This is a genomic window from Cupriavidus pauculus (genome assembly GCF_008801835.1).
Lineage (GTDB): Bacteria > Pseudomonadota > Gammaproteobacteria > Burkholderiales > Burkholderiaceae > Cupriavidus > Cupriavidus pauculus.
On sequence record NZ_VZOW01000010.1, the window covers coordinates 37393 to 55594 of the forward strand.

The following is an 18202-nucleotide window of genomic DNA, read 5'->3' on the forward strand; positions in this document are numbered from 1 at the left end:
GGGCACCAGGTATGGCAAAAGACGACGTCATCCAGATGCAGGGGGAGGTCCTGGAAAATCTCCCCAACGCGACGTTCCGCGTCAAACTGGAGAACGGTCACGTAGTACTAGGCCACATCTCCGGCAAGATGCGAATGAACTACATCCGGATACTTCCGGGTGACAAGGTGACGGTTGAGCTGACTCCATATGATCTGTCACGCGCACGAATCGTCTTTAGGACGAAGTGATGCGAAGTGGAATTGAAGGAAGAGGAAAATCATGAAAGTGCTGGCTTCTGTTAAGCGCATTTGCCGCAACTGCAAAATCATCAAGCGCAACGGTGTCGTGCGCGTGATCTGCTCGTCGGATCCCCGCCACAAGCAACGCCAAGGCTAATCGGAAAGAGGATTGACGAATGGCACGTATCGCAGGGGTTAACATCCCGAACCACAAGCATACCGAAATCGGCCTGACGGCCATTTACGGTGTCGGCCGCTCGCGCGCCCGCAAGATTTGCGAGGCTACCGGTGTACCGTTTGACAAGAAGGTCAAGGATCTGACCGACGCCGACCTGGAAAAGCTTCGTGACGAAGTGGGCAAGGTCACGGTCGAGGGTGACCTGCGTCGTGAAACCACGATGAACATCAAGCGTCTGATGGACCTTGGTTGCTATCGTGGCATGCGTCACCGCAAGGGTCTGCCGCTCCGCGGCCAGCGTACCCGCACCAATGCCCGTACCCGTAAGGGCCCGCGCAAGGCCGGCGTGGCACTGAAGAAGTAAAGCCGAAGGCATAGGAAGAAACGAATGGCAAAAGGTCCGAATAACGCCGCCCAGCGCGCGCGTAAGAAGGTCAAGAAGAACGTTGCCGACGGCATCGCGCACGTCCACGCTTCGTTCAACAACACCATCATCACCATCACCGATCGTCAGGGCAACGCCCTGTCGTGGGCAACCGCCGGTGGTCAGGGTTTCAAGGGCTCGCGTAAGTCGACCCCGTTTGCTGCTCAGGTTGCAGCTGAAAACGCTGGCCGCGTTGCGCAAGACCAGGGCATCAAAAACCTGGAAGTGCGCATCAAGGGTCCGGGCCCGGGCCGCGAATCGGCTGTCCGTGCGCTGAACGCGCTGGGCATCAAGATCGCCGTGATCGAAGATGTGACGCCGGTGCCGCACAACGGCTGCCGTCCGCCGAAGCGCCGTCGTATCTAAGCGCTTGGTTCACGAAGCCTTGGTCGGATTTTCCGTCAAGGGCTTCGGACTATGGTAATATCGCGCGTTCACCTGCTGCAATTTATTGCGGCAGGTTTTCGTTTTGCGTTCGCGTCTTGCGCTTCGTTGTGTTGGCGCGGGCGTTATCGTCATGCTTTTGCGTTGCCTCCGGCAGGCTGAACAGCCGCGGATGAAGAACCATAAGCCCACCGTCCGTCATAATCGATGACGGACTCGCGGCGCGTCCTGATGGCGTCGCGATCGATCAAAGGAAGATAAAGTGGCACGTTATACCGGCCCGAAGGCCAAACTTTCCCGTCGTGAAGGCACAGACCTGTTCCTGAAGAGCACCCGCCGTTCGCTGGCCGACAAGTGCAAGCTGGACAGCAAGCCGGGTCAGCACGGCCGCACCTCGGGTGCCCGTACGTCGGACTACGGCACGCAGCTGCGCGAAAAGCAGAAGGTCAAGCGCATCTACGGCGTGCTGGAACGTCAGTTCCGTCGCTATTTCGCCGAGGCCGATCGCCGCAAGGGCAACACTGGCGAAAACCTGCTCCAGCTGCTGGAATCGCGCCTGGACAACGTCGTGTACCGCATGGGCTTTGGCTCGACGCGCGCCGAAGCGCGTCAGCTGGTGTCGCACAAGGCAATCCTGGTCAATGGCCAGGCGCTGAACGTGCCGTCGGCCCAGATCAAGGCTGGCGACGTGGTGTCGATCCGCGAACAGTCGAAGAAGCAGGTCCGTATCGCCGAGGCGCTGTCGCTGGCCGAGCAGTCGGGCTTCCCGACCTGGGTGAATGTCGATGCGAAGAAGTTCGAGGGCACGTTCAAGCAAGCCCCGGATCGTACCGATATCGCTGGCGATATCAATGAAAGCCTGATCGTCGAATTGTATTCGCGCTAATCGCGGAATCGACATTCGTACGGTTCTGCGCTTGCCTTTCTCGCAAGGCTTCGTTTTCAGCCCGGCGCGCCGTGTAGCGCGCCGGGCTTATTGCCCATCCTGTGATGGGTTTTCTCAGGTTCCAAACGTCAGCCTTATCGGTGTAACGAGCCGAGGGTATTGAAAAGGACAACCTAATGCAAACAGCACTCCTCAAACCAAAAATCATCGCCGTAGAACCGCTGGGCGACCACCACGCCAAAGTCGTGATGGAGCCGTTTGAGCGCGGTTACGGGCATACGCTTGGTAACGCCCTGCGTCGCGTACTGCTTTCGTCGATGGTCGGCTATGCCCCGACTGAGGTCACGATCGCTGGGGTGGTCCACGAGTATTCCACCATCGACGGCGTGCAAGAAGACGTGGTCAACCTGCTCCTGAATCTGAAGGGTGTGGTGTTCAAGCTGCATAACCGTGATGAAGTCACGGTGTCGCTGCGCAAGGATGGCGAAGGCGTGGTCACGGCGGCCGATATCGAGCTGCCGCACGATGTCGAGATCATCAATCCCGGTCATGTGATTGCCCACCTGTCCGCCGGTGGCAAGCTCGACATGCAGATCAAGGTCGAACAAGGCCGCGGCTATGTGCCGGGCAACGTGCGCAAGTTCGGCGACGAGGCAGGCAAGGTCATCGGCCGCATCGTTCTGGACGCGTCCTTCTCGCCCGTACGCCGCGTTTCGTACGCGGTGGAATCGGCGCGCGTGGAACAGCGTACCGACCTGGACAAGCTGGTGATGAACATCGAAACCGACGGCGTTATTTCGCCGGAGGAAGCGATTCGTCAGTCGGCCCGCATCCTGGTGGACCAGCTGTCGGTCTTCGCAGCACTGGAAGGCACGGAATCGGCTGCGGAGGCCGCCTCGAGCCGCGCGCCGCAGATCGATCCGATCCTGCTGCGCCCGGTGGACGATCTCGAGCTGACGGTGCGTTCGGCCAACTGCCTGAAGGCCGAAAACATCTATTACATCGGCGACCTGATCCAGCGTACCGAGAACGAACTGCTCAAGACCCCGAACCTGGGTCGCAAGTCGCTCAACGAGATCAAGGAAGTCCTGGCATCGCGTGGTCTGACGCTCGGCATGAAGCTCGAGAACTGGCCGCCGGCAGGTCTGGAGAAGTAATTGACGATGCGGGGCGGTCGCAAGGCCGCTCCGCGTGTCATAGCGCTGCGGGCATGTTGCCCGTAGCATCGAAGCACTACCGGCCCGCACCATTGGTGGCGCACCGCGCTCGATGGCGATAGAAGAGCTGGTCAAACACTGAAATAGAAAGGAATCATCATGCGTCACCGTCATGGTTTGCGGAAACTGAACCGCACCTCGTCGCACCGTCTCGCGATGCTGCGCAACATGTCCAATTCGCTGTTCCAACACGAATTGATCAAGACTACGCTGCCGAAGGCCAAGGAACTGCGCAAGGTCGTCGAGCCGCTGATCACGCTGGCCAAGAAGGACACCGTGGCCAACCGCCGCCTGGCATTCGCACGTCTGCGCGACCGCGATATGGTCACCAAGCTGTTCACGGAACTGGGCCCGCGTTACAACGCTCGTCCGGGCGGCTACACGCGTATCCTGAAGTTCGGTTTCCGTCAGGGCGACAACGCGCCGATGGCGCTGGTCGAGCTGGTGGATCGTCCGGAAATCACCGAAGCCCCGGCCGAAGAAGCCGCGGAATAAGACATGCCGAGCCCGTCGCCACTGACGGGCAACCGGATGCAGCACTACAATCGAGCCAGGCTATTGCCTGGCTCTTTTGTTTTGTCCAAGCACAATCATGACAATTTCAGAATCGGCTCATTCGGGATCAGACGCTGCTGCGGCAGAATCGGTATGGATGGCAATGACCAACCTGCCCGACGAAGCTTCGGCCGAACGTGTGGCCCGTGCCGTGTTGCAGGCGCGCGTGGCGGCCTGCGTGAACCGGCTTGCGCCATGCCAGTCCGAGTACTGGTGGCAAGGACAGTTGGAAAGTACGCAGGAATGGCCGCTCCTGATCAAGACAACACAGCGCCAGTACGCTGCGCTGCAGGCCATGATCGAGGCAGAACACCCATACGATGTGCCCGAGGTTGTTGCTTGGCCTTTGTCGGCCGGGTTGCCGGCCTATCTGGCCTGGGTGGGGCGGGAAGCGACAGGGATGCCAAAAAAGCCCTGAAACAAAGAACAAGTATCGGATTACCTCATGGGAATGATGAGTAACAGCATCGCTAGCGGGTCGAATCAGGGGTGTGACGCCGGATCTTACGTGCGGCATTTCGTCGCATTTTTGCTGACGTTGCTGGCGAGCGTTTTCTTCGCCGCCGGCGTCCATGCCGCCACGGAAGATGACTTTTTGCCGCCGGAGCAGGCATTCCGCTTTTCGGCCCGGCAACTGGATGCGAAAACGCTGGAAATCCGGTTCGATGTAGCCGACGGCTACTACCTGTATCGCGAACGTCTGTCCTTTGCTGCGCAACCTGCCGATGTGCGCCTAGGCAAACCGGCGCTGCCACAAGGCAAAGTCCATTTCGACGAGACCTTCGGCAAGGACATGGAGACTTATCGGGGCGCCGTCACGATACAGCTGCCTATCGAACACGCGCCAGCTGACGGGCGCTGGACACTGACCGTCACTTCCCAGGGCTGTGCCGACAAGGGACTGTGCTATCCGCCGATGGAAAGTACCTACAAGGTCGGCGGCTCAGTACTCGGCAACCTGTTCGGCGCGAATCGCGGCGCTGCCGCGGGCGCCTCGCCGGTGAAGCCCGAAGTCGATGCATCGAATCTGCCGGCGTCGACTTCGCCCGCAGTCGCTGCAACGCGCAGTACGCCAGATGAGAACGACCGCATCGCCAGAGCGCTCGCGAGCCAGAATATTGCGTTGATCGCCGCATTCTTTTTTGGCCTGGGGCTTTTGCTCACTTTCACGCCGTGCGTCTTGCCGATGGTCCCGATTCTTTCGTCGATCGTCGTCGGCGAGCATGTGACGCGCGGCCGCGCCTTCGTCGTGTCCCTGGCATACGTCCTCGGTATGGCGGTGGTGTATACGGCGGTTGGTGTCGCGGCAGGGCTCGCTGGCGAAGGTCTCGCTGCAACATTGCAGACGCCCTGGGCGCTGGGACTTTTTGCGGCGCTGATGGTTGCCCTGTCTCTTTCGATGTTCGGCCTGTACGAGCTGCAATTACCGCACCGTTGGCAGGCGCGCATGACGGAATCATCGAACCGGAGGCAAGGTGGCCAGATCATTGGCGCAGCTGCGATGGGCGCGATCTCCGCATTGATCGTCGGGCCCTGCGTGACCGCGCCTCTTGCAGGCGCGCTTGCCTACATCGCGCAGACCGGCGACGCGCTCACCGGAGGCGCTGCGTTGCTGGCCATGGCCCTGGGTATGGGGGTTCCGCTCATCCTGGTGGGCGTGGGCGCGGGAAATCTGTTGCCCCGCGCGGGCAAGTGGATGGATGCGACCAAACGCTTCTTCGGCTTTCTGTTGCTCGGCTTGGCCATCTGGATGGTGACACCCGTCGTACCGGCGTGGACCTTGATGCTGGCCTGGGCGGCGCTGCTCGTCGTGGCAGCGGTGTACCTCGGGGCATTCGACTCCCTTGCCCCGGACGCCCGTGCCTTGCTGCGCGTGGGTAAGGCGATCGGCTTATTGGCGGCGCTTGCCGGTGCCATACAGATCATTGGCCTGGCCTCCGGGGGGCGGGATCCGTTGCAGCCGCTGTCGCACTTGAGCGGTTTATCGCGCGCGGCCCCGGGGCAGTCCGGGCCAGAGAACATTCGCTTCGAACGCATTCGCAGCGTGGCTGAACTTGATGCGCGCGTTGCGCAGTCGGCGGCATCCGGGCGGCCGGTAATGCTCGATTTCTATGCTGACTGGTGTGTCAGCTGCAAGGAAATGGAAAACCTGACGTTTCCGAACACCAGTGTGCGCGCACGATTGTCGAACGTCGTGCTGCTGCAGGCCGATGTGACCGCCAACAACGCCGATGACAAGGCGCTGCTGAAGCGCTTCGGTCTGTTCGGCCCGCCCGGCATTATCTTCTTCGGTGCGGATGGCAAAGAGCGCCCTGTGCGTGTGATTGGCTTCCAGTCAGCCAATAAATTTGCGGACAGCCTCGATCGCGCGTTTGACAAGCAGCCGTCGGCCAGCGTAGCCGCGCCTGCCGAGGGTTAGCGGTCCAGCCATCGGGCAAGCGCCCAGATACCGCCAGTGGCAGCGACGACAGCCGCCATCAGCGCGATGGCCCACCAGAATCCATTCGCCTCCTGAAGCCAGGGCATGCGTGCGAAGTTCATGCCGAAAACCCCGGTAATCAAGGTCAACGGCATGAACAGCGCTGTGATGATGGTCAGGGCGCGCATCGTTCGATTGGTCCGATGTGCAACTGCCGAAAAATGGATCTGGACGGCGGATTCGATCGAGTCTTCCAGGCGCCTTGCGTGTGCAAGCACGCGAAGGATGTGTTCCATCAGATCCGTCAGGCGCACCAGCAGGACTTCGTCGCGGCTTGCCGAGGTGGGGGTCGTATCAGTGCCGGCGCTGTACTGATTATCGAGAAGACTGTCGCGAAATTCCTGCAGGGCGTCGCGTTGTTCTTCGCTTAAATGCTCGAGTCGCCGCAACTGGATTCGTGCATCGAGCAAGCCTTCCCAGCTGGAAAAGCTGCGGCGGGTACTAAGTAGCGCGCGTTGCCATCGATCGAGTTGACGCGTAAGCGGTGCGCGCAGATCAAGATACCGATCGACCATCGCGTTCAGCAGCCGCAGCATCAGGTCCTCCGGCCGGGTCGGCGGGCGCACGCCGTGCAGCAACCCCGTGCCGCCGTTGGTGCGTGCCGCCGCCGAGCGCGGTGTACCGCAGGTATCGAGCAGACGCTGCCGCACCTGATCGATGGTGCGCGACGGTGACGGGCGCACCGTCACCAGCACACTGTCGAATACGAAAAATGTCACCGGCTGCGTGTCGATGCGCGCGAGCGCGGGAAGAAAGCCGGGCGGATGCTTGCGCGATGCCTTGGTCGTTGCCGGCATTGCCGCAGCGGGCGGCGCAGGGCCGGTAGCACCGGTCGGCGGTGGCGCTCTGTCTGCGTTGGTGCCTGTATTAGTGCTTGACGCTTCGGCCTCTGCTTCGGCAAACAGGCGACTCGTCTCGAAGGTGAGCTTTCGAAAGATCACCATGTCGTACGCATTCGTCGTATCAAAGAACGACGGATGGGCGCCGTTCGTGGCGTCTGCTAGATGGAGATCGAGAATGGGCGCGCCAGTGAGCGCCGCAAGGCTGTCCCGCCAGGCGCTGGGCGCTTGCGTGACTTCGTCGGTGGCAAAATCCGCCCACACGAAGCTGGCCGCCGCATTGCCTGAAAGAAAGTCCCTCGCAGCGTCCAGCGTCGTGAGCGGATGCACCTGGCTGGCTGAAAAGCCGAGTAGTTGCATGCGGGCGAAGTGGAGAAGGAAGCGCGGCTCAGGCCTTCAGCAGGCGCGCGGCATCGCGGGCAAAGTAGGTCAGGATGCCATCGGCGCCGGCACGGCGGAATGCCAGCAGCGATTCCATCATTACCTTGTCGTGATCAAGCCAACCGTTCTGCGCCGCAGCCTTGAGCATCGCGTACTCACCGCTGACTTGATACACATAAGTCGGGAAACGGAACTCGTCCTTCACGCGGCGCACGATGTCCAGATACGGCATGCCCGGCTTCACCATCACCATGTCGGCGCCTTCCATGATGTCCTGAGCGACTTCGCGCAGCGCTTCGTCACTGTTGGCTGGATCCATCTGGTAGGTCATCTTGTTGCCCTTGCCCAGATTCGCTGCCGAACCGACTGCATCGCGGAATGGCCCGTAGAACGCCGACGCATATTTGGCCGAATACGCCATGATGCGCGTGTGAATGTGACCGGCGTCCTCCAATGCCGCGCGCACCGCGGAAATCCGGCCATCCATCATGTCGGACGGCGCTACGATATCCACGCCCGCCTCGGCCTGCACCAGCGCCTGCTTGACGAGGATGTCGACCGTAATGTCATTGATGACGTAGCCGTTGTCGTCGAGCACGCCGTCCTGGCCATGGCTCGTATACGGATCGAGCGCCACGTCGGTCAGCACACCGAGTTCCGGGAAGCGATCCTTCAGCGCGCGTACGGCGCGCGGCACCAGTCCCTCGGCGCGAGTCGCTTCAATACCGTCGAGCGTTTTCAGCGACGGATCTATGACTGGAAAAAGCGCGATCACCGGAATGCCGAGCTTCACGCAATCCTCGGCAATTGGCATCAGAAGATCTACGGAGACGCGTTCCACGCCGGGCATCGACGCCACTGCTTCGCGCTGGTTCTGACCTTCCAGGATGAACACCGGATAGATCAGGTTGTCGGGCGAAAGACGGTTTTCGCGCATCATGCGACGCGAGAAATCGTCGCGACGCATGCGGCGGGGACGGTACTCGGGAAACGTGGACATGGCTTTCGGGGAGGATTGAGTCGTGGGGGGAATGCGTGGCACGCGTCACCGCGAACAGTTCCGGTGACCGGTCAATCGAATGCACAGAAAGAAAAAAGAACTTTTGTGCGTGCCCGCTATCATACTCGCGGACACCCTGTGTTGCTTCGCGCAGCGCGGTGTCCCCCGCTACTCCTCCCTGAGCGGGTACCCGCCCTGAACCGGTGGGAAAGTTCGTCCCCGTTGCTTGCAACGGGGTTTTTTTTATGCCTTTCCGGTCGGCGCACAACGCATGGCCTTCAGCTTTGCGGCGATTCGGCGCCGGGCGCCTGCTCCGGCGGCAACGCCTCGGGCAAAGACAACCAGCCTGCCACCACACGCTGTGCTTCCTCGATGCCCCGCCGCTTCAGCGCCGAAAAAAGCTGCACGGTCAGCGGCGGTGGATTGTCCATCTGGGCCGCATAGTCGGCCAGCATCTGCTTGGTTTCGCGTAACGCGTTGGCGTTGTCACTGTTGGTCAGCTTGTCGGCCTTGGTGAGCAGGACATGGATGGGCTTGCCCGTGGGCAGAAACCACTCGACCATCTGGCAATCGAGATCCGTAAACGGGCGGCGCGCATCCATCATCAGGACCAGGCCGCTCAACTGCTGACGCGATTGAACGTAATCCGACAACAAGCCCTGCCAATGAAATTTCGCGCTGCCGGAAACTTCGGCATAGCCATATCCCGGCAAATCCACCAGAAAACCGAGGGGATCAGTCGCCTTGGCGGGCGCCACGGTGAAGTAATTGATGTGCTGTGTGCGGCCGGGCGTACGCGAAGAAAATGCCAGTCGCTTCTGGTTGCACAGTGTGTTGATGGCCGTCGATTTGCCGGCATTGGAACGTCCGGCAAACGCCACCTCCGGCACGGCCGTGGCGGGCAGGTCGCGCAGATGGTTGACGGTATTGAAGAATCGGGCCTGATGTAGAAGGGACATGCGCAGGGTGCGTGGTAGCGGGCGGACCGCAAGGCTGGCAGGACGCCAGTGATGACGCCGCCACAGAGACTGACCTAAGTCAATCCGGAAAGCGATTTATTGTACAATAACCCGGTTTACGGTCTCCTGAGCGGGTGACGTGTGGCATCCTTGCGGGATGTCATCGGCGATGTCTTAAATCGATCGTGGGTCATTAGTATGATGTCCCAGATCAAATCGCGGCGTCGCGCATACGCGCGCTCAGGCTTGCCATTGCAAGGCGTTTCCCCCCGCCGCAAGCACTGACCGGCATGCATTACGGTGTTCATAACAATTCTGACAAGGTGTAAGAATGAACCGCATTGCGAAACTTTTGGGTGTCATGGCGCTGGCTGTTCCGCTCGGTGCAATGACTGGGTTGGCAACTGCCGCAGAGCAGGCCGCCGCGAAAGCAGACCCCGCCCGAGGCGAAACGCTTTACACGCAAGGCGTACCCGATCGCAATGTTCCTGCATGTTTCTCCTGCCATGGCACTGCCGGCAACAGCAGCGCGGCGGCCAATCCGAAGCTGGCAGGGCAGCAAGCCGAATACGTTCACAAGCAGCTGGTCGACTTCAAAGCCAAGTCGCGTGACAACGCCATCATGTCCCTGTACGCGGGCGCCCTGTCCGACCAGGACATGAAGGACGTGGGCGCTTACCTGGCCAAGCAGCAGCTCAAGCCTGCCACGGCCAAGAACAAGGATACGATCGAGCAGGGCCAGAAGATCTATCGCGGAGGCATTGCCGCCAAGGGCGTTCCGGCCTGTGCCGGCTGCCATGGCCCCACGGGCGCCGGTATTCCTGCCCAGTATCCGCGTATCGGAGGCCAATATTCCGAGTACACCGAAGCGCAACTGGTGGCGTTCCGCCAGGGCACCCGAAAGAACAATTCGGTCATGAGCACGATCGCCGCCAGGATGTCGGATGCCGAGATCAAGGCGGTGGCGGATTACGTCGCCGGCGTCCGTTAAGTCGTATCTGGCGCGCACTTCCTGGTTTTCCCGAGAGGGGTGAACCGGCAGTACGCGTGACAATCGAAGAGGGTGGCCTGCTTGCCAAAGCATGTCCACCCTTTTTTATTTTCGACGCCGCATCACGCGTCACCTCGGCATACAACACTGGCGCCACCAATGGCGTCGAACCGCATTCAGGCATTACCCGCATATGTCGAATCCTTCCACTTCAGGATTGCACCTGAGGACTCATCACCGCGTGCTTCGCGAGTTCGTAGAACTCCTGTCCTCAATGCGGTTCGCCATCACGCTGCTGACGGTGATTGCCATCGCCAGCATCATCGGCACAGTACTCAAGCAGAACGAGCCGTATCCGAACTACGTCAACCAGTTCGGCCCGTTCTGGGCGGATCTGTTCCACGCGCTGTCGCTGCAGAAGGTCTACAGCTCGTGGTGGTTTCTGCTGATTCTCGCGTTTCTGGTTGTCTCCACGTCGCTGTGCATTACGCGCAACGCACCGAAGATGATCGTGGAGATGCGGTCGTGGAAGGACCATGTGCGCGAGCGCAGTCTGCGGTCGTTTCATCATCGCGGCGAATACCAAACGACACGCGGTCGCGCCGATGCGGTATCGCGTCTGGCCGCGTTACTGCGGCATCGCGGCTTTCGCATCAAGCCGGTGGAACACGAAGGCGCCACGCTGCTTGCCGCAAAGGCTGGGGCGGCCAACAAGCTCGGCTATATCCTCGCGCACTCGGCGATTGTCGTGATCTGCATCGGCGGGCTGCTGGACGGTGACATGCTGATTCGCGCGCAAATGTGGTTCGGCGGCAAGTCGCCCATCGACGGCAATGCCATCATCAGCGAGATACCCGCGAAACACCGTCTGTCGCCCAGCAACCCAGGCTTCCGCGGCAACGCCTTCGTGCCGGAAGGCGCCACGGTGTCCACGGCAATTCTCAATATCTCGGACGGCGCGCTGGTGCAGGATCTGCCGTTCACGATCATGCTCAAGAAGTTCACGGTCGACTACTACTCCACGGGCATGCCAAAGCTGTTTGCGTCGGATGTGGTGGTGACGGATCGTGCAAGCGGCAAGAAGACGGAAGCGACGATCAAGGTCAATGAGCCGCTGATTGTCGATGGTATTGCCATCTATCAGTCGAGTTTCGAAGACGGTGGGTCGCGCCTGAAGTTTGTCGGTTACCCGATGGCGGGCAGTGCGCACCAGACGTTTTCGATCGCCGGCACCGTGGGTGGCAACACGCCACTCGCCGGAACCGGGACAACGGCCGACAACGATGGCCTGACCGTAGAGTTCAGCGATTTTCGCCAGATCAATGTCGAGACGGTGACCGACGCTTCCGGCAAGGTCGATGCGCGCGGCGTGGCGCGCAAATCGCTCAACACGCTCGAACAGCATCTGGGTTCGGCGGCGAATCTGGACAAGGACAAGAATCTGCGCAACGTTGGGCCGTCGGTCCAGTACAAGCTGCGTGACCGCACCGGGCAGGCGCGCGAATTCAACAACTACATGCTGCCCGTGCAGCTCGATGGCCAGACCGTGTTTCTGGCGGGCATGCGGGAGTCGCCGAGCGAACCGTTCCGTTATCTGCGCATTCCTGCCGACGACCAACACAGCGTGGCCGACTGGATGCGCTTGCGCGCGGCGCTGCAAAGTCCGGCCAAGCGCGGCGAAGCTGCCCGACGTTTTGCCGAGATCTCCATGCCGGGCACAGACAAGGAAGCATTGCGCAAACAACTGGCCGAAAGCGCGCTCCGGGCAATGGACCTGTTTGCGGGTGCCACGCGGTCGTCGCCCGATGCGCCGCCGGGCGGTTTTACCGCGATTGCTGCCTTCCTCGAAAAATCGGTGCCGCAGGCGGAGCAACAGAAGGCGGCCGATGTGCTGTTGAAGATCCTGAACGGGTCGATGTGGGAACTGTGGCAATTGGCGCGCGAGGAAGACAAGCTGCCGGCCATCGCAAACGATGCCAGGAGCGGCGTGTTCTTGCAGCAGGCCATCAATGCGCTGTCGGACAGTTTCTTCTACGCCGCACCCGTGTTTCTCCAGCTCGACGACTTCCAGGAGGTCAAGGCGAGCGTGTTCCAGATGACCCGCGCACCTGGCAAGAACATCGTGTATCTTGGCTGTTTGCTGCTGGTGCTTGGTGTGTTCGCAATGTTCTACATCCGCGAACGCCGGGTCTGGATCTGGGTCAGGGATAACCGGACGAACGACGATGGCTCACCAGCCGGAAGCCATTTGCTCATGGCGATGTCCACGCAACGTCGCACCATGGATTTCGAGCAGGAATTCGAGGCCTTGCGGGACGACATCGGGCGGGCGGTCGGTGCACAGCCGATAGTGCACGCCGCGGCACCCGGGACGCCGATGGCGCATGAGCCGCCGGAATCGGGCGCATCAGGGCAGGGTGATAAGAACCGGCCTGCGCTGTAGTACTAATCGACGGTCTACTGGCTCGCCGATATTTGGCCGGCCGGCGGCAAAGATAAAGCAGATAAAACGGGCGCTTCGCGCTACTGAGCAGGAATGCCATGTCCTCGAACATAAACCAAGCTTCTTCGGGCCTGACGCCGCAGCAATCGACCGCACCTAACGGCATGACGGGCGATCTCGCGTATTCGGATGCCGCGTACCTCGAGCCTTCCTTCCTGCGCCGCCTGAGTTGGGTGGACTGGGGCTTCGCGCTGTTGCTGGTGGTCGGCGCGGGCTTCGCGCTCGCGCGCTACGGCCATTGGATGAACGTGTACGACAAGGCCGTGCTGATCGCCGCCGTGCCGACATTTGCGCTGCTGGGCTGGCACTGGAAGCCGGTGCGGCCGCTGATGGTGGGAATCGCGTTCCTGTCGCTGTTCGCGATCCAGCTGTATCAGGGCAGTCTGGCGCGGGCCGACCAGGCGTTCTTTCTCAAGTATTTCCTGTCCAGCCAGTCGGCGATTCTCTGGATGAGTGCGCTGGTATTCCTCTCCACGTTGTTCTATTGGGTGGGATTTGCCTCGAAGTCGGACACGGGCTCCAGCATCGGCAGCAAGCTTTGCTGGGCTGCGGTGGTGCTCGGTTTCACCGGGTTGATGGTGCGCTGGTACGAGTCGTACCTGATCGGCGCGGATATCGGTCACATTCCAATCTCGAATCTGTACGAAGTTTTCGTCCTCTTCACGCTGATCACGTCGCTGTTCTATCTCTATTACGAGCGCCGCTACGCCACGCGCGCCATGGGGCCGTTTGTGATGCTGGTGGTGTCGGCGGCCGTGGGATTCCTTCTGTGGTACACCGTCACGCGCAATGCGCAGGAAATCCAGCCGCTGGTGCCGGCACTGCAAAGCTGGTGGATGAAAATCCACGTACCGGCCAACTTCATCGGTTATGGCACTTTTGCGCTGGCGGCGATGGTTTCGGTTGCGTACCTGCTCAAACAGCGCGGCATCCTCGCCGAACGCCTGCCGTCGCTCGAACTGCTCGACGATGTGATGTACAAGGCGATCGCCGTAGGTTTCGCCTTCTTCACGATCGCCACGATTCTCGGCGCGCTGTGGGCCGCGGAAGCCTGGGGTGGTTACTGGAGCTGGGATCCCAAGGAGACCTGGGCGCTGATCGTGTGGCTCAACTATGCGGCGTGGCTTCACATGCGCCTGATGAAGGGACTTCGCGGTACGGTTGCGGCGTGGTGGGCGCTCGTCGGCCTGTTGGTCACCACCTTCGCGTTCCTGGGCGTCAACATGTTCCTATCCGGGCTGCACAGCTACGGCGAACTTTAAGCGCTCGCCCCCGCCAACCAAAAATGCCTGCCGATGTGGCAGGCATTTTTTATTGCCCGCATGGACGATTGCGCAGACCAGCCCCTGTCGGCCGGATTCCGATGCACCGCCATAAGTGCTCAAAAGTACGCCTGCCGCTACAGGTCGCCACTTTTTTTAGTCGTCGCGGAATAAATGCGTCGCATACGGTGTTTACTGAAGGACAACGGTGCCGGCTGTCGGCATCGCCTCAGGAGAAGGAGACCAAAAGATGGCTACCCGTCACAGCGCTGTAACCGCGTTTCGTCCGATGGCCTTGGCGCTTGGCGCCGCCACCGTCCTGCTGGCCGGCTGTTCCGGCATGGGGATGGGCATGGGCGGCGGCGATATGCCGCCGACCGTGAAAGTCACAGGCGGCGTGCTGACCGACCCGCAAGGCCTGACGCTGTACACCTTCGATCGCGACCCCGCCAATGGCGGCAAGAGCGTTTGCAACGGCATGTGCGCCACCAACTGGCCGCCGCTGTTGGCCGAGCCGGGCAAGACGGCGTCGGGCAAGTACTCCGTCATCACGCGCGACGACGGCACTCGGCAATACGCCTACAACGGCATGCCGCTGTATCGATTCGCGAAGGATGCCAAGCCCGGCGATCGCACCGGCGACAACGTCAACAATGTCTGGCACGTCGCCAAGCCCTGATGGCCTGCTGACGACATAGCCCGCGCTGCCGCATGGAAGCCTTCGAACGCCAACTGGTGCTGCTGGCGCCTCGTCTGCGGCGCCACGCGCGCGGGCTGACCGGCGACACTACGCTGGCCGACGATCTGGTGCAGGACACGCTCGAGCGTGCCCTGCGTTATCGCTGGCGCTTTCGCCTGCGCCCCGGCGCATTCTGGGGGGACGGCGCGGACGGTTTGTTACCGTGGCTGCTGACGCTGATGCACCGGCTGCGCCTGAACACCCTGCGTCGGGCTGATCTCGTCACCACTACCGATACGTTGCCCGATGTGGCCGCGCCGGGTGCCGATCCCGGCCTTCGGCGCGATCTGCTCGACGCCCTGGCGCGGTTGCCCGAGGCGCAGCGCGCGGTGCTGCTGCTGGTCAGCCTGGAACAGTTTTCGTACGCCGAAGCCGCGCAGGTGCTGGAAGTGCCGATTGGCACCGTGATGTCACGACTGGCCCGTGCGCGCGAACACATGCGCCGCCTGCTCGATGGCGGCAAGACGGACGCTGCACCGCCAACCACGCTGCAGCGGGTGAAATGATGAGTGCCCCTCAAATTCCGGTGAGCGAAGCCGACCTCCATGCCTATGCGGATGGCTACCTGCAGGGCCCGCGCCGGGCGCAGGTCGAGGCTTTCCTCGCGGCGGATCCCGAAGCGGCGCAAAGGATCGAAGCCTGGCGCCGGCAGGCGGCGGCGTTGCACGCCGGACTCGACGGCGTCCTTAACGAAGCGGTGCCGCTGGCCGCGCTTCCGCGCCAGCTCCACGACGGCCCCGCTGCCCCCAGACTGCGACCGAGCTGGTCGCTGGCGCTCGCTGCCAGCCTGTCAACGCTGTTCGTCGGCGGCGCAGGCGGCTGGTACGCGCACGATCGGCTCGGGTCCACGACCGTCGCCACACTACCGATGGAGCGCTTTGCGCGCGAGGCACTGGCCAGTCATGTCGTTTTCGCCCCGGAGGTCCGCCATGCCGTCGAAGTGCCGGCCAGCGACGAGGCACATCTGATCGCATGGCTGTCGAAGCGGCTCGGCGCGAGGCTGCCGGTGCCGGATCTTGGCGCGCAAGGTTTCCGGCTGATCGGCGGACGCCTGGGCGCGTCGGAGGGCGGCCCGATGGCGATCCTGATGTACGAAAGCGATGACGGCACGCGGCTTTCGCTGCAACTGACGCGCATGGCTCAGGGCACGCCGGACACGGCATTCCGGCTTGAGCGGATGCCGCCAAGCGTGGCGCGACAGCCGGCCGGGCGCGCTGCCATGGCGTTCTACTGGGTGGATCGGGATCTTGGCTTCGCGCTGGCGGGGCCACTCGAACGCGACAGATTGCTGGCGCTGGCGCAGACCGTCTACCAGCAATCGCAGCGAAGCTAGCTGTCGCGCAGGTGTCGCGTACGCCGACCGCGTTTTTGATGTCCAATGCGACATGAATTCTCAATATTCCAGACCATGCTGATACCTTCGCCCAAATGGCTGCGCGGTGATGACATCGCCGCATCGGAAGTCACGTCCCACGCGGTTTATCTGTCGCGCCGCCGCTGGATGGCGCTGGCAGGAACCGCTGCCGCCGGCGCGGTGGCGCCGTGGTTCGCCACGCCTGCGCACGCACAAGGCGCGTCGGGGAAGTTGCCAAAGCTGGCTGCCGCGGCGAACAATGCCTACGTGGTGACGGAGAAGCGCACGCCGTATCAGGACGTCACTACGTACAACAACTTTTATGAGTTCGGCACGGACAAGTCGGACCCCGCGCAGAATGCCGGCACGCTGCAGACGCGTCCGTGGCAAGTGGCGGTGGAAGGGCTGGTCAAACATCCCAAGGTCTACGATATCGACGAGCTGATGAAGCTCGCGCCCATGGAGGAACGGGTTTATCGGATGCGCTGTGTGGAGGGATGGTCGATGGTGATTCCGTGGACCGGGTTTCCATTGGCCGAGTTGATCAAGCGCGTCGAGCCGCAACCGGGAGCCAAGTACGTGCAGTTCATCACGCTGGCAGACAAGAAGCAGATGCCGGGCATCAGCAGCGGCGTATTGCAGTGGCCGTACAGCGAGGGTTTGCGTCTCGACGAGGCGATGCATCCGTTGGCGCTGCTGACGTTCGGTCTGTACGGCGAGGTGCTGCCGAACCAGAACGGCGCACCGGTACGCATCGTGGTGCCGTGGAAGTATGGATTCAAGAGTGCGAAGTCGATCGTGAAAATTCGTTTCGTCGACAAGCAGCCGCCCACGAGCTGGAATATCGCCGCGCCCAACGAATACGGCTTCTATTCCAATGTGAATCCGGACGTCGACCACCCGCGATGGAGCCAGGCCACCGAGCGCCGCATCGGCGAGGACAAGGGCGGCGGTGGCTTCTCCGCATTGTTTGCACCAAAGCGCAAGACGCTACCGTTCAACGGCTACGGCGCGCAGGTGGCATCGCTTTATCAGGGCATGGACCTGAAGAAGAATTTCTGATGGCGGAACCGGATCTGGCTTCCGCCGCGCGCGCCCGCACACCGCGATCCGCCGCACGCGGCCCCAGCGGCATGACGCTGTCGCCGGCGCGCGTGCGCGCCGTGAAGGTGCTGGTCTGGCTGCTGGCGCTGCTGCCATTTCTGCGCTTGCTCTACCTCGGCGCCACGTCGCAGTTTGGTGCCAATCCGCTCGAATTCGTGACGCGCTCCACGGGCACATGGACGCTCGTCATGCTGTGCGTGACGCTCGCCATCACCCCGTTGCGCAAGTTGACCGGGTGGCACTGGTTGCTGCGTCTGCGCCGCATGCTGGGGTTGTTCACGTTCTTTTACGCCGTTCAGCATTTCATGCTGTGGCTGGCGGTGGATCGGGGTTTCGATGTCGCCTACATGATCAAGGACATCGGGAAGCGTCCGTTTATCACCGTGGGGTTTGCGGCGTTCGTGCTGATGGTCCCTCTGGCCGCCACGTCCTTCAATGCAGCGGTGCGATGGATGGGCGGCCGCCGCTGGCAGGCGTTGCATCGCGCCGTGTATGGCATCGCGGTTCTCGCCATCCTGCATTACTGGTGGCACAAGGCCGGCAAGAATGATTTCGGCGAAGTATCGATCTACGCCGCAGTAGTCTTTGTGCTGCTGGCGATGCGCGTCTGGTGGTGGGTGCGCAAACCTCGCGCGATGCCGGGCGCGCAATGACGCTCAATCACGCGCAATAAAAAAGGCGACGGTTCCGTCGCCTTCGATGCAGATGAGCCAGAAGCCCAGTCGT

General features: G+C 61.7%; 20 protein-coding genes. 17 read left to right on the plus strand and 3 right to left on the minus strand.

What is annotated here, in order from left to right; translation table 11 throughout:
• Positions 1-11: 11 nt before the first annotated feature.
• From infA to dsbD, 9 genes are all read left to right on the plus strand, one after another.
• Positions 12-230 carry a translation initiation factor IF-1 gene (infA, locus tag F7R19_RS12885; RefSeq protein ID WP_010812378.1) on the plus strand — a complete coding sequence of 73 codons (219 nt, stop codon included), beginning with the start codon at positions 12-14 and terminating at the stop codon, positions 228-230.
• A 31-nt stretch (positions 231-261) separates the two neighbouring features.
• Positions 262-378 carry a 50S ribosomal protein L36 gene (rpmJ, locus tag F7R19_RS12890; RefSeq protein WP_008642959.1) on the plus strand — a complete coding sequence of 39 codons (117 nt, stop codon included), beginning with the start codon at positions 262-264 and terminating at the stop codon, positions 376-378.
• 19 nt (positions 379-397) lie between these two features.
• A complete protein-coding gene (gene rpsM / locus F7R19_RS12895) occupies positions 398-763 on the plus strand; it encodes a 30S ribosomal protein S13 (RefSeq protein ID WP_011299299.1) in 366 nt (121 codons plus the stop codon).
• A gap of 24 nt (positions 764-787) precedes the next feature.
• On the plus strand, positions 788-1189 hold the full coding sequence (gene rpsK / locus F7R19_RS12900; RefSeq protein WP_008642963.1) for a 30S ribosomal protein S11: 402 nt from the start codon (positions 788-790) through the stop codon (positions 1187-1189).
• 280 nt (positions 1190-1469) lie between these two features.
• Complete coding sequence (rpsD, locus tag F7R19_RS12905) at positions 1470-2093, plus strand: 30S ribosomal protein S4 (protein WP_061956536.1); 624 nt, start codon at positions 1470-1472, stop codon at positions 2091-2093.
• 176 nt (positions 2094-2269) lie between these two features.
• Positions 2270-3250, plus strand: a complete 981-nt coding sequence (locus tag F7R19_RS12910) for a DNA-directed RNA polymerase subunit alpha (RefSeq protein ID WP_061956534.1) — start codon at positions 2270-2272, stop codon at positions 3248-3250.
• Between the two features lie 159 nt (positions 3251-3409).
• A complete protein-coding gene (gene rplQ, locus F7R19_RS12915; protein WP_011299296.1) occupies positions 3410-3805 on the plus strand; it encodes a 50S ribosomal protein L17 in 396 nt (131 codons plus the stop codon).
• Between the two features lie 157 nt (positions 3806-3962).
• Positions 3963-4283, plus strand: coding sequence for a divalent-cation tolerance protein CutA (cutA, locus tag F7R19_RS12920; RefSeq protein ID WP_407648845.1), 321 nt, complete (start codon positions 3963-3965; stop codon positions 4281-4283).
• Between the two features lie 33 nt (positions 4284-4316).
• Entirely contained in the window at positions 4317-6284 is a 1968-nt protein-coding gene (dsbD, locus tag F7R19_RS12925) for a protein-disulfide reductase DsbD (RefSeq protein WP_407648859.1), read from the plus strand.
• Here dsbD and F7R19_RS12930 read toward each other — a convergent pair.
• From F7R19_RS12930 to yihA, 3 genes are all read right to left on the minus strand, one after another.
• Positions 6281-7543 (minus strand): magnesium transporter CorA family protein, encoded by a 1263-nt coding sequence (locus F7R19_RS12930; RefSeq protein ID WP_150980910.1) that lies wholly within the window; start codon positions 7541-7543, stop codon positions 6281-6283. The genes dsbD and F7R19_RS12930 overlap by 4 nt on opposite strands.
• 28 nt (positions 7544-7571) lie before the next feature.
• Entirely contained in the window at positions 7572-8564 is a 993-nt protein-coding gene (gene hemB / locus F7R19_RS12935) for a porphobilinogen synthase (RefSeq protein ID WP_150980911.1), read from the minus strand.
• A 278-nt stretch (positions 8565-8842) separates the two neighbouring features.
• Complete coding sequence (gene yihA / locus F7R19_RS12940) at positions 8843-9523, minus strand: ribosome biogenesis GTP-binding protein YihA/YsxC (RefSeq protein ID WP_150980912.1); 681 nt, start codon at positions 9521-9523, stop codon at positions 8843-8845.
• Between the two features lie 331 nt (positions 9524-9854).
• On the opposite strand from yihA, the gene F7R19_RS12945 reads away from it, so the two are divergent.
• The 8 genes from F7R19_RS12945 to msrQ all read left to right on the plus strand — a co-directional run bounded on the left by F7R19_RS12945 (position 9855) and on the right by msrQ (position 18129).
• Positions 9855-10514 (plus strand): c-type cytochrome, encoded by a 660-nt coding sequence (locus F7R19_RS12945; RefSeq protein WP_150980913.1) that lies wholly within the window; start codon positions 9855-9857, stop codon positions 10512-10514.
• A gap of 193 nt (positions 10515-10707) precedes the next feature.
• Positions 10708-12957 carry a cytochrome c biogenesis protein ResB gene (locus F7R19_RS12950; RefSeq protein ID WP_150980914.1) on the plus strand — a complete coding sequence of 750 codons (2250 nt, stop codon included), beginning with the start codon at positions 10708-10710 and terminating at the stop codon, positions 12955-12957.
• A gap of 164 nt (positions 12958-13121) precedes the next feature.
• A complete protein-coding gene (gene ccsB / locus F7R19_RS12955) occupies positions 13122-14279 on the plus strand; it encodes a c-type cytochrome biogenesis protein CcsB (protein ID WP_200899016.1) in 1158 nt (385 codons plus the stop codon).
• Between the two features lie 250 nt (positions 14280-14529).
• Complete coding sequence (locus tag F7R19_RS12960) at positions 14530-14958, plus strand: COG4315 family predicted lipoprotein (RefSeq protein ID WP_061956520.1); 429 nt, start codon at positions 14530-14532, stop codon at positions 14956-14958.
• 32 nt (positions 14959-14990) lie between these two features.
• Positions 14991-15524 carry an RNA polymerase sigma factor gene (locus F7R19_RS12965; protein WP_061956518.1) on the plus strand — a complete coding sequence of 178 codons (534 nt, stop codon included), beginning with the start codon at positions 14991-14993 and terminating at the stop codon, positions 15522-15524.
• Positions 15521-16351, plus strand: a complete 831-nt coding sequence (locus F7R19_RS12970; RefSeq protein WP_099047565.1) for an anti-sigma factor family protein — start codon at positions 15521-15523, stop codon at positions 16349-16351. The genes F7R19_RS12965 and F7R19_RS12970 overlap by 4 nt, the downstream gene beginning before the upstream one ends.
• A gap of 75 nt (positions 16352-16426) precedes the next feature.
• Positions 16427-17434 carry a protein-methionine-sulfoxide reductase catalytic subunit MsrP gene (gene msrP, locus F7R19_RS12975; protein WP_150980915.1) on the plus strand — a complete coding sequence of 336 codons (1008 nt, stop codon included), beginning with the start codon at positions 16427-16429 and terminating at the stop codon, positions 17432-17434.
• Positions 17434-18129, plus strand: coding sequence for a protein-methionine-sulfoxide reductase heme-binding subunit MsrQ (msrQ, locus tag F7R19_RS12980; RefSeq protein ID WP_084003959.1), 696 nt, complete (start codon positions 17434-17436; stop codon positions 18127-18129). Before msrP ends, msrQ begins: the two co-directional genes overlap by 1 nt.
• Positions 18130-18202: the final 73 nt, after the last annotated feature.

What these genes read in the sequence shown, in the direction of transcription:
- F7R19_RS12960 (WP_061956520.1), top strand. Translation starts at nt 14,530, where the DNA reads ATGGCTACCCGTCACAGCGCTGTAACCGCGTTTCGTCCGATGGCCTTG.
- F7R19_RS12965 (WP_061956518.1), top strand. Translation starts at nt 14,991, where the DNA reads ATGGAAGCCTTCGAACGCCAACTGGTGCTGCTGGCGCCTCGTCTGCGG.
- rpmJ (WP_008642959.1), top strand. Translation starts at nt 262, where the DNA reads ATGAAAGTGCTGGCTTCTGTTAAGCGCATTTGCCGCAACTGCAAAATC.
- rplQ (WP_011299296.1), top strand. Translation starts at nt 3,410, where the DNA reads ATGCGTCACCGTCATGGTTTGCGGAAACTGAACCGCACCTCGTCGCAC.
- F7R19_RS12945 (WP_150980913.1), top strand. Translation starts at nt 9,855, where the DNA reads ATGAACCGCATTGCGAAACTTTTGGGTGTCATGGCGCTGGCTGTTCCG.
- rpsM (WP_011299299.1), top strand. Translation starts at nt 398, where the DNA reads ATGGCACGTATCGCAGGGGTTAACATCCCGAACCACAAGCATACCGAA.
- msrP (WP_150980915.1), top strand. Translation starts at nt 16,427, where the DNA reads ATGCTGATACCTTCGCCCAAATGGCTGCGCGGTGATGACATCGCCGCA.
- ccsB (WP_200899016.1), top strand. Translation starts at nt 13,122, where the DNA reads ATGACGGGCGATCTCGCGTATTCGGATGCCGCGTACCTCGAGCCTTCC.
- F7R19_RS12970 (WP_099047565.1), top strand. Translation starts at nt 15,521, where the DNA reads ATGATGAGTGCCCCTCAAATTCCGGTGAGCGAAGCCGACCTCCATGCC.
- yihA (WP_150980912.1), bottom strand. Translation starts at nt 9,523, where the DNA reads ATGTCCCTTCTACATCAGGCCCGATTCTTCAATACCGTCAACCATCTG.
- F7R19_RS12930 (WP_150980910.1), bottom strand. Translation starts at nt 7,543, where the DNA reads ATGCAACTACTCGGCTTTTCAGCCAGCCAGGTGCATCCGCTCACGACG.
- F7R19_RS12910 (WP_061956534.1), top strand. Translation starts at nt 2,270, where the DNA reads ATGCAAACAGCACTCCTCAAACCAAAAATCATCGCCGTAGAACCGCTG.
- F7R19_RS12950 (WP_150980914.1), top strand. Translation starts at nt 10,708, where the DNA reads ATGTCGAATCCTTCCACTTCAGGATTGCACCTGAGGACTCATCACCGC.
- dsbD (WP_407648859.1), top strand. Translation starts at nt 4,317, where the DNA reads ATGATGAGTAACAGCATCGCTAGCGGGTCGAATCAGGGGTGTGACGCC.
- rpsK (WP_008642963.1), top strand. Translation starts at nt 788, where the DNA reads ATGGCAAAAGGTCCGAATAACGCCGCCCAGCGCGCGCGTAAGAAGGTC.
- hemB (WP_150980911.1), bottom strand. Translation starts at nt 8,564, where the DNA reads ATGTCCACGTTTCCCGAGTACCGTCCCCGCCGCATGCGTCGCGACGAT.
- infA (WP_010812378.1), top strand. Translation starts at nt 12, where the DNA reads ATGGCAAAAGACGACGTCATCCAGATGCAGGGGGAGGTCCTGGAAAAT.
- msrQ (WP_084003959.1), top strand. Translation starts at nt 17,434, where the DNA reads ATGGCGGAACCGGATCTGGCTTCCGCCGCGCGCGCCCGCACACCGCGA.
- cutA (WP_407648845.1), top strand. Translation starts at nt 3,963, where the DNA reads ATGGCAATGACCAACCTGCCCGACGAAGCTTCGGCCGAACGTGTGGCC.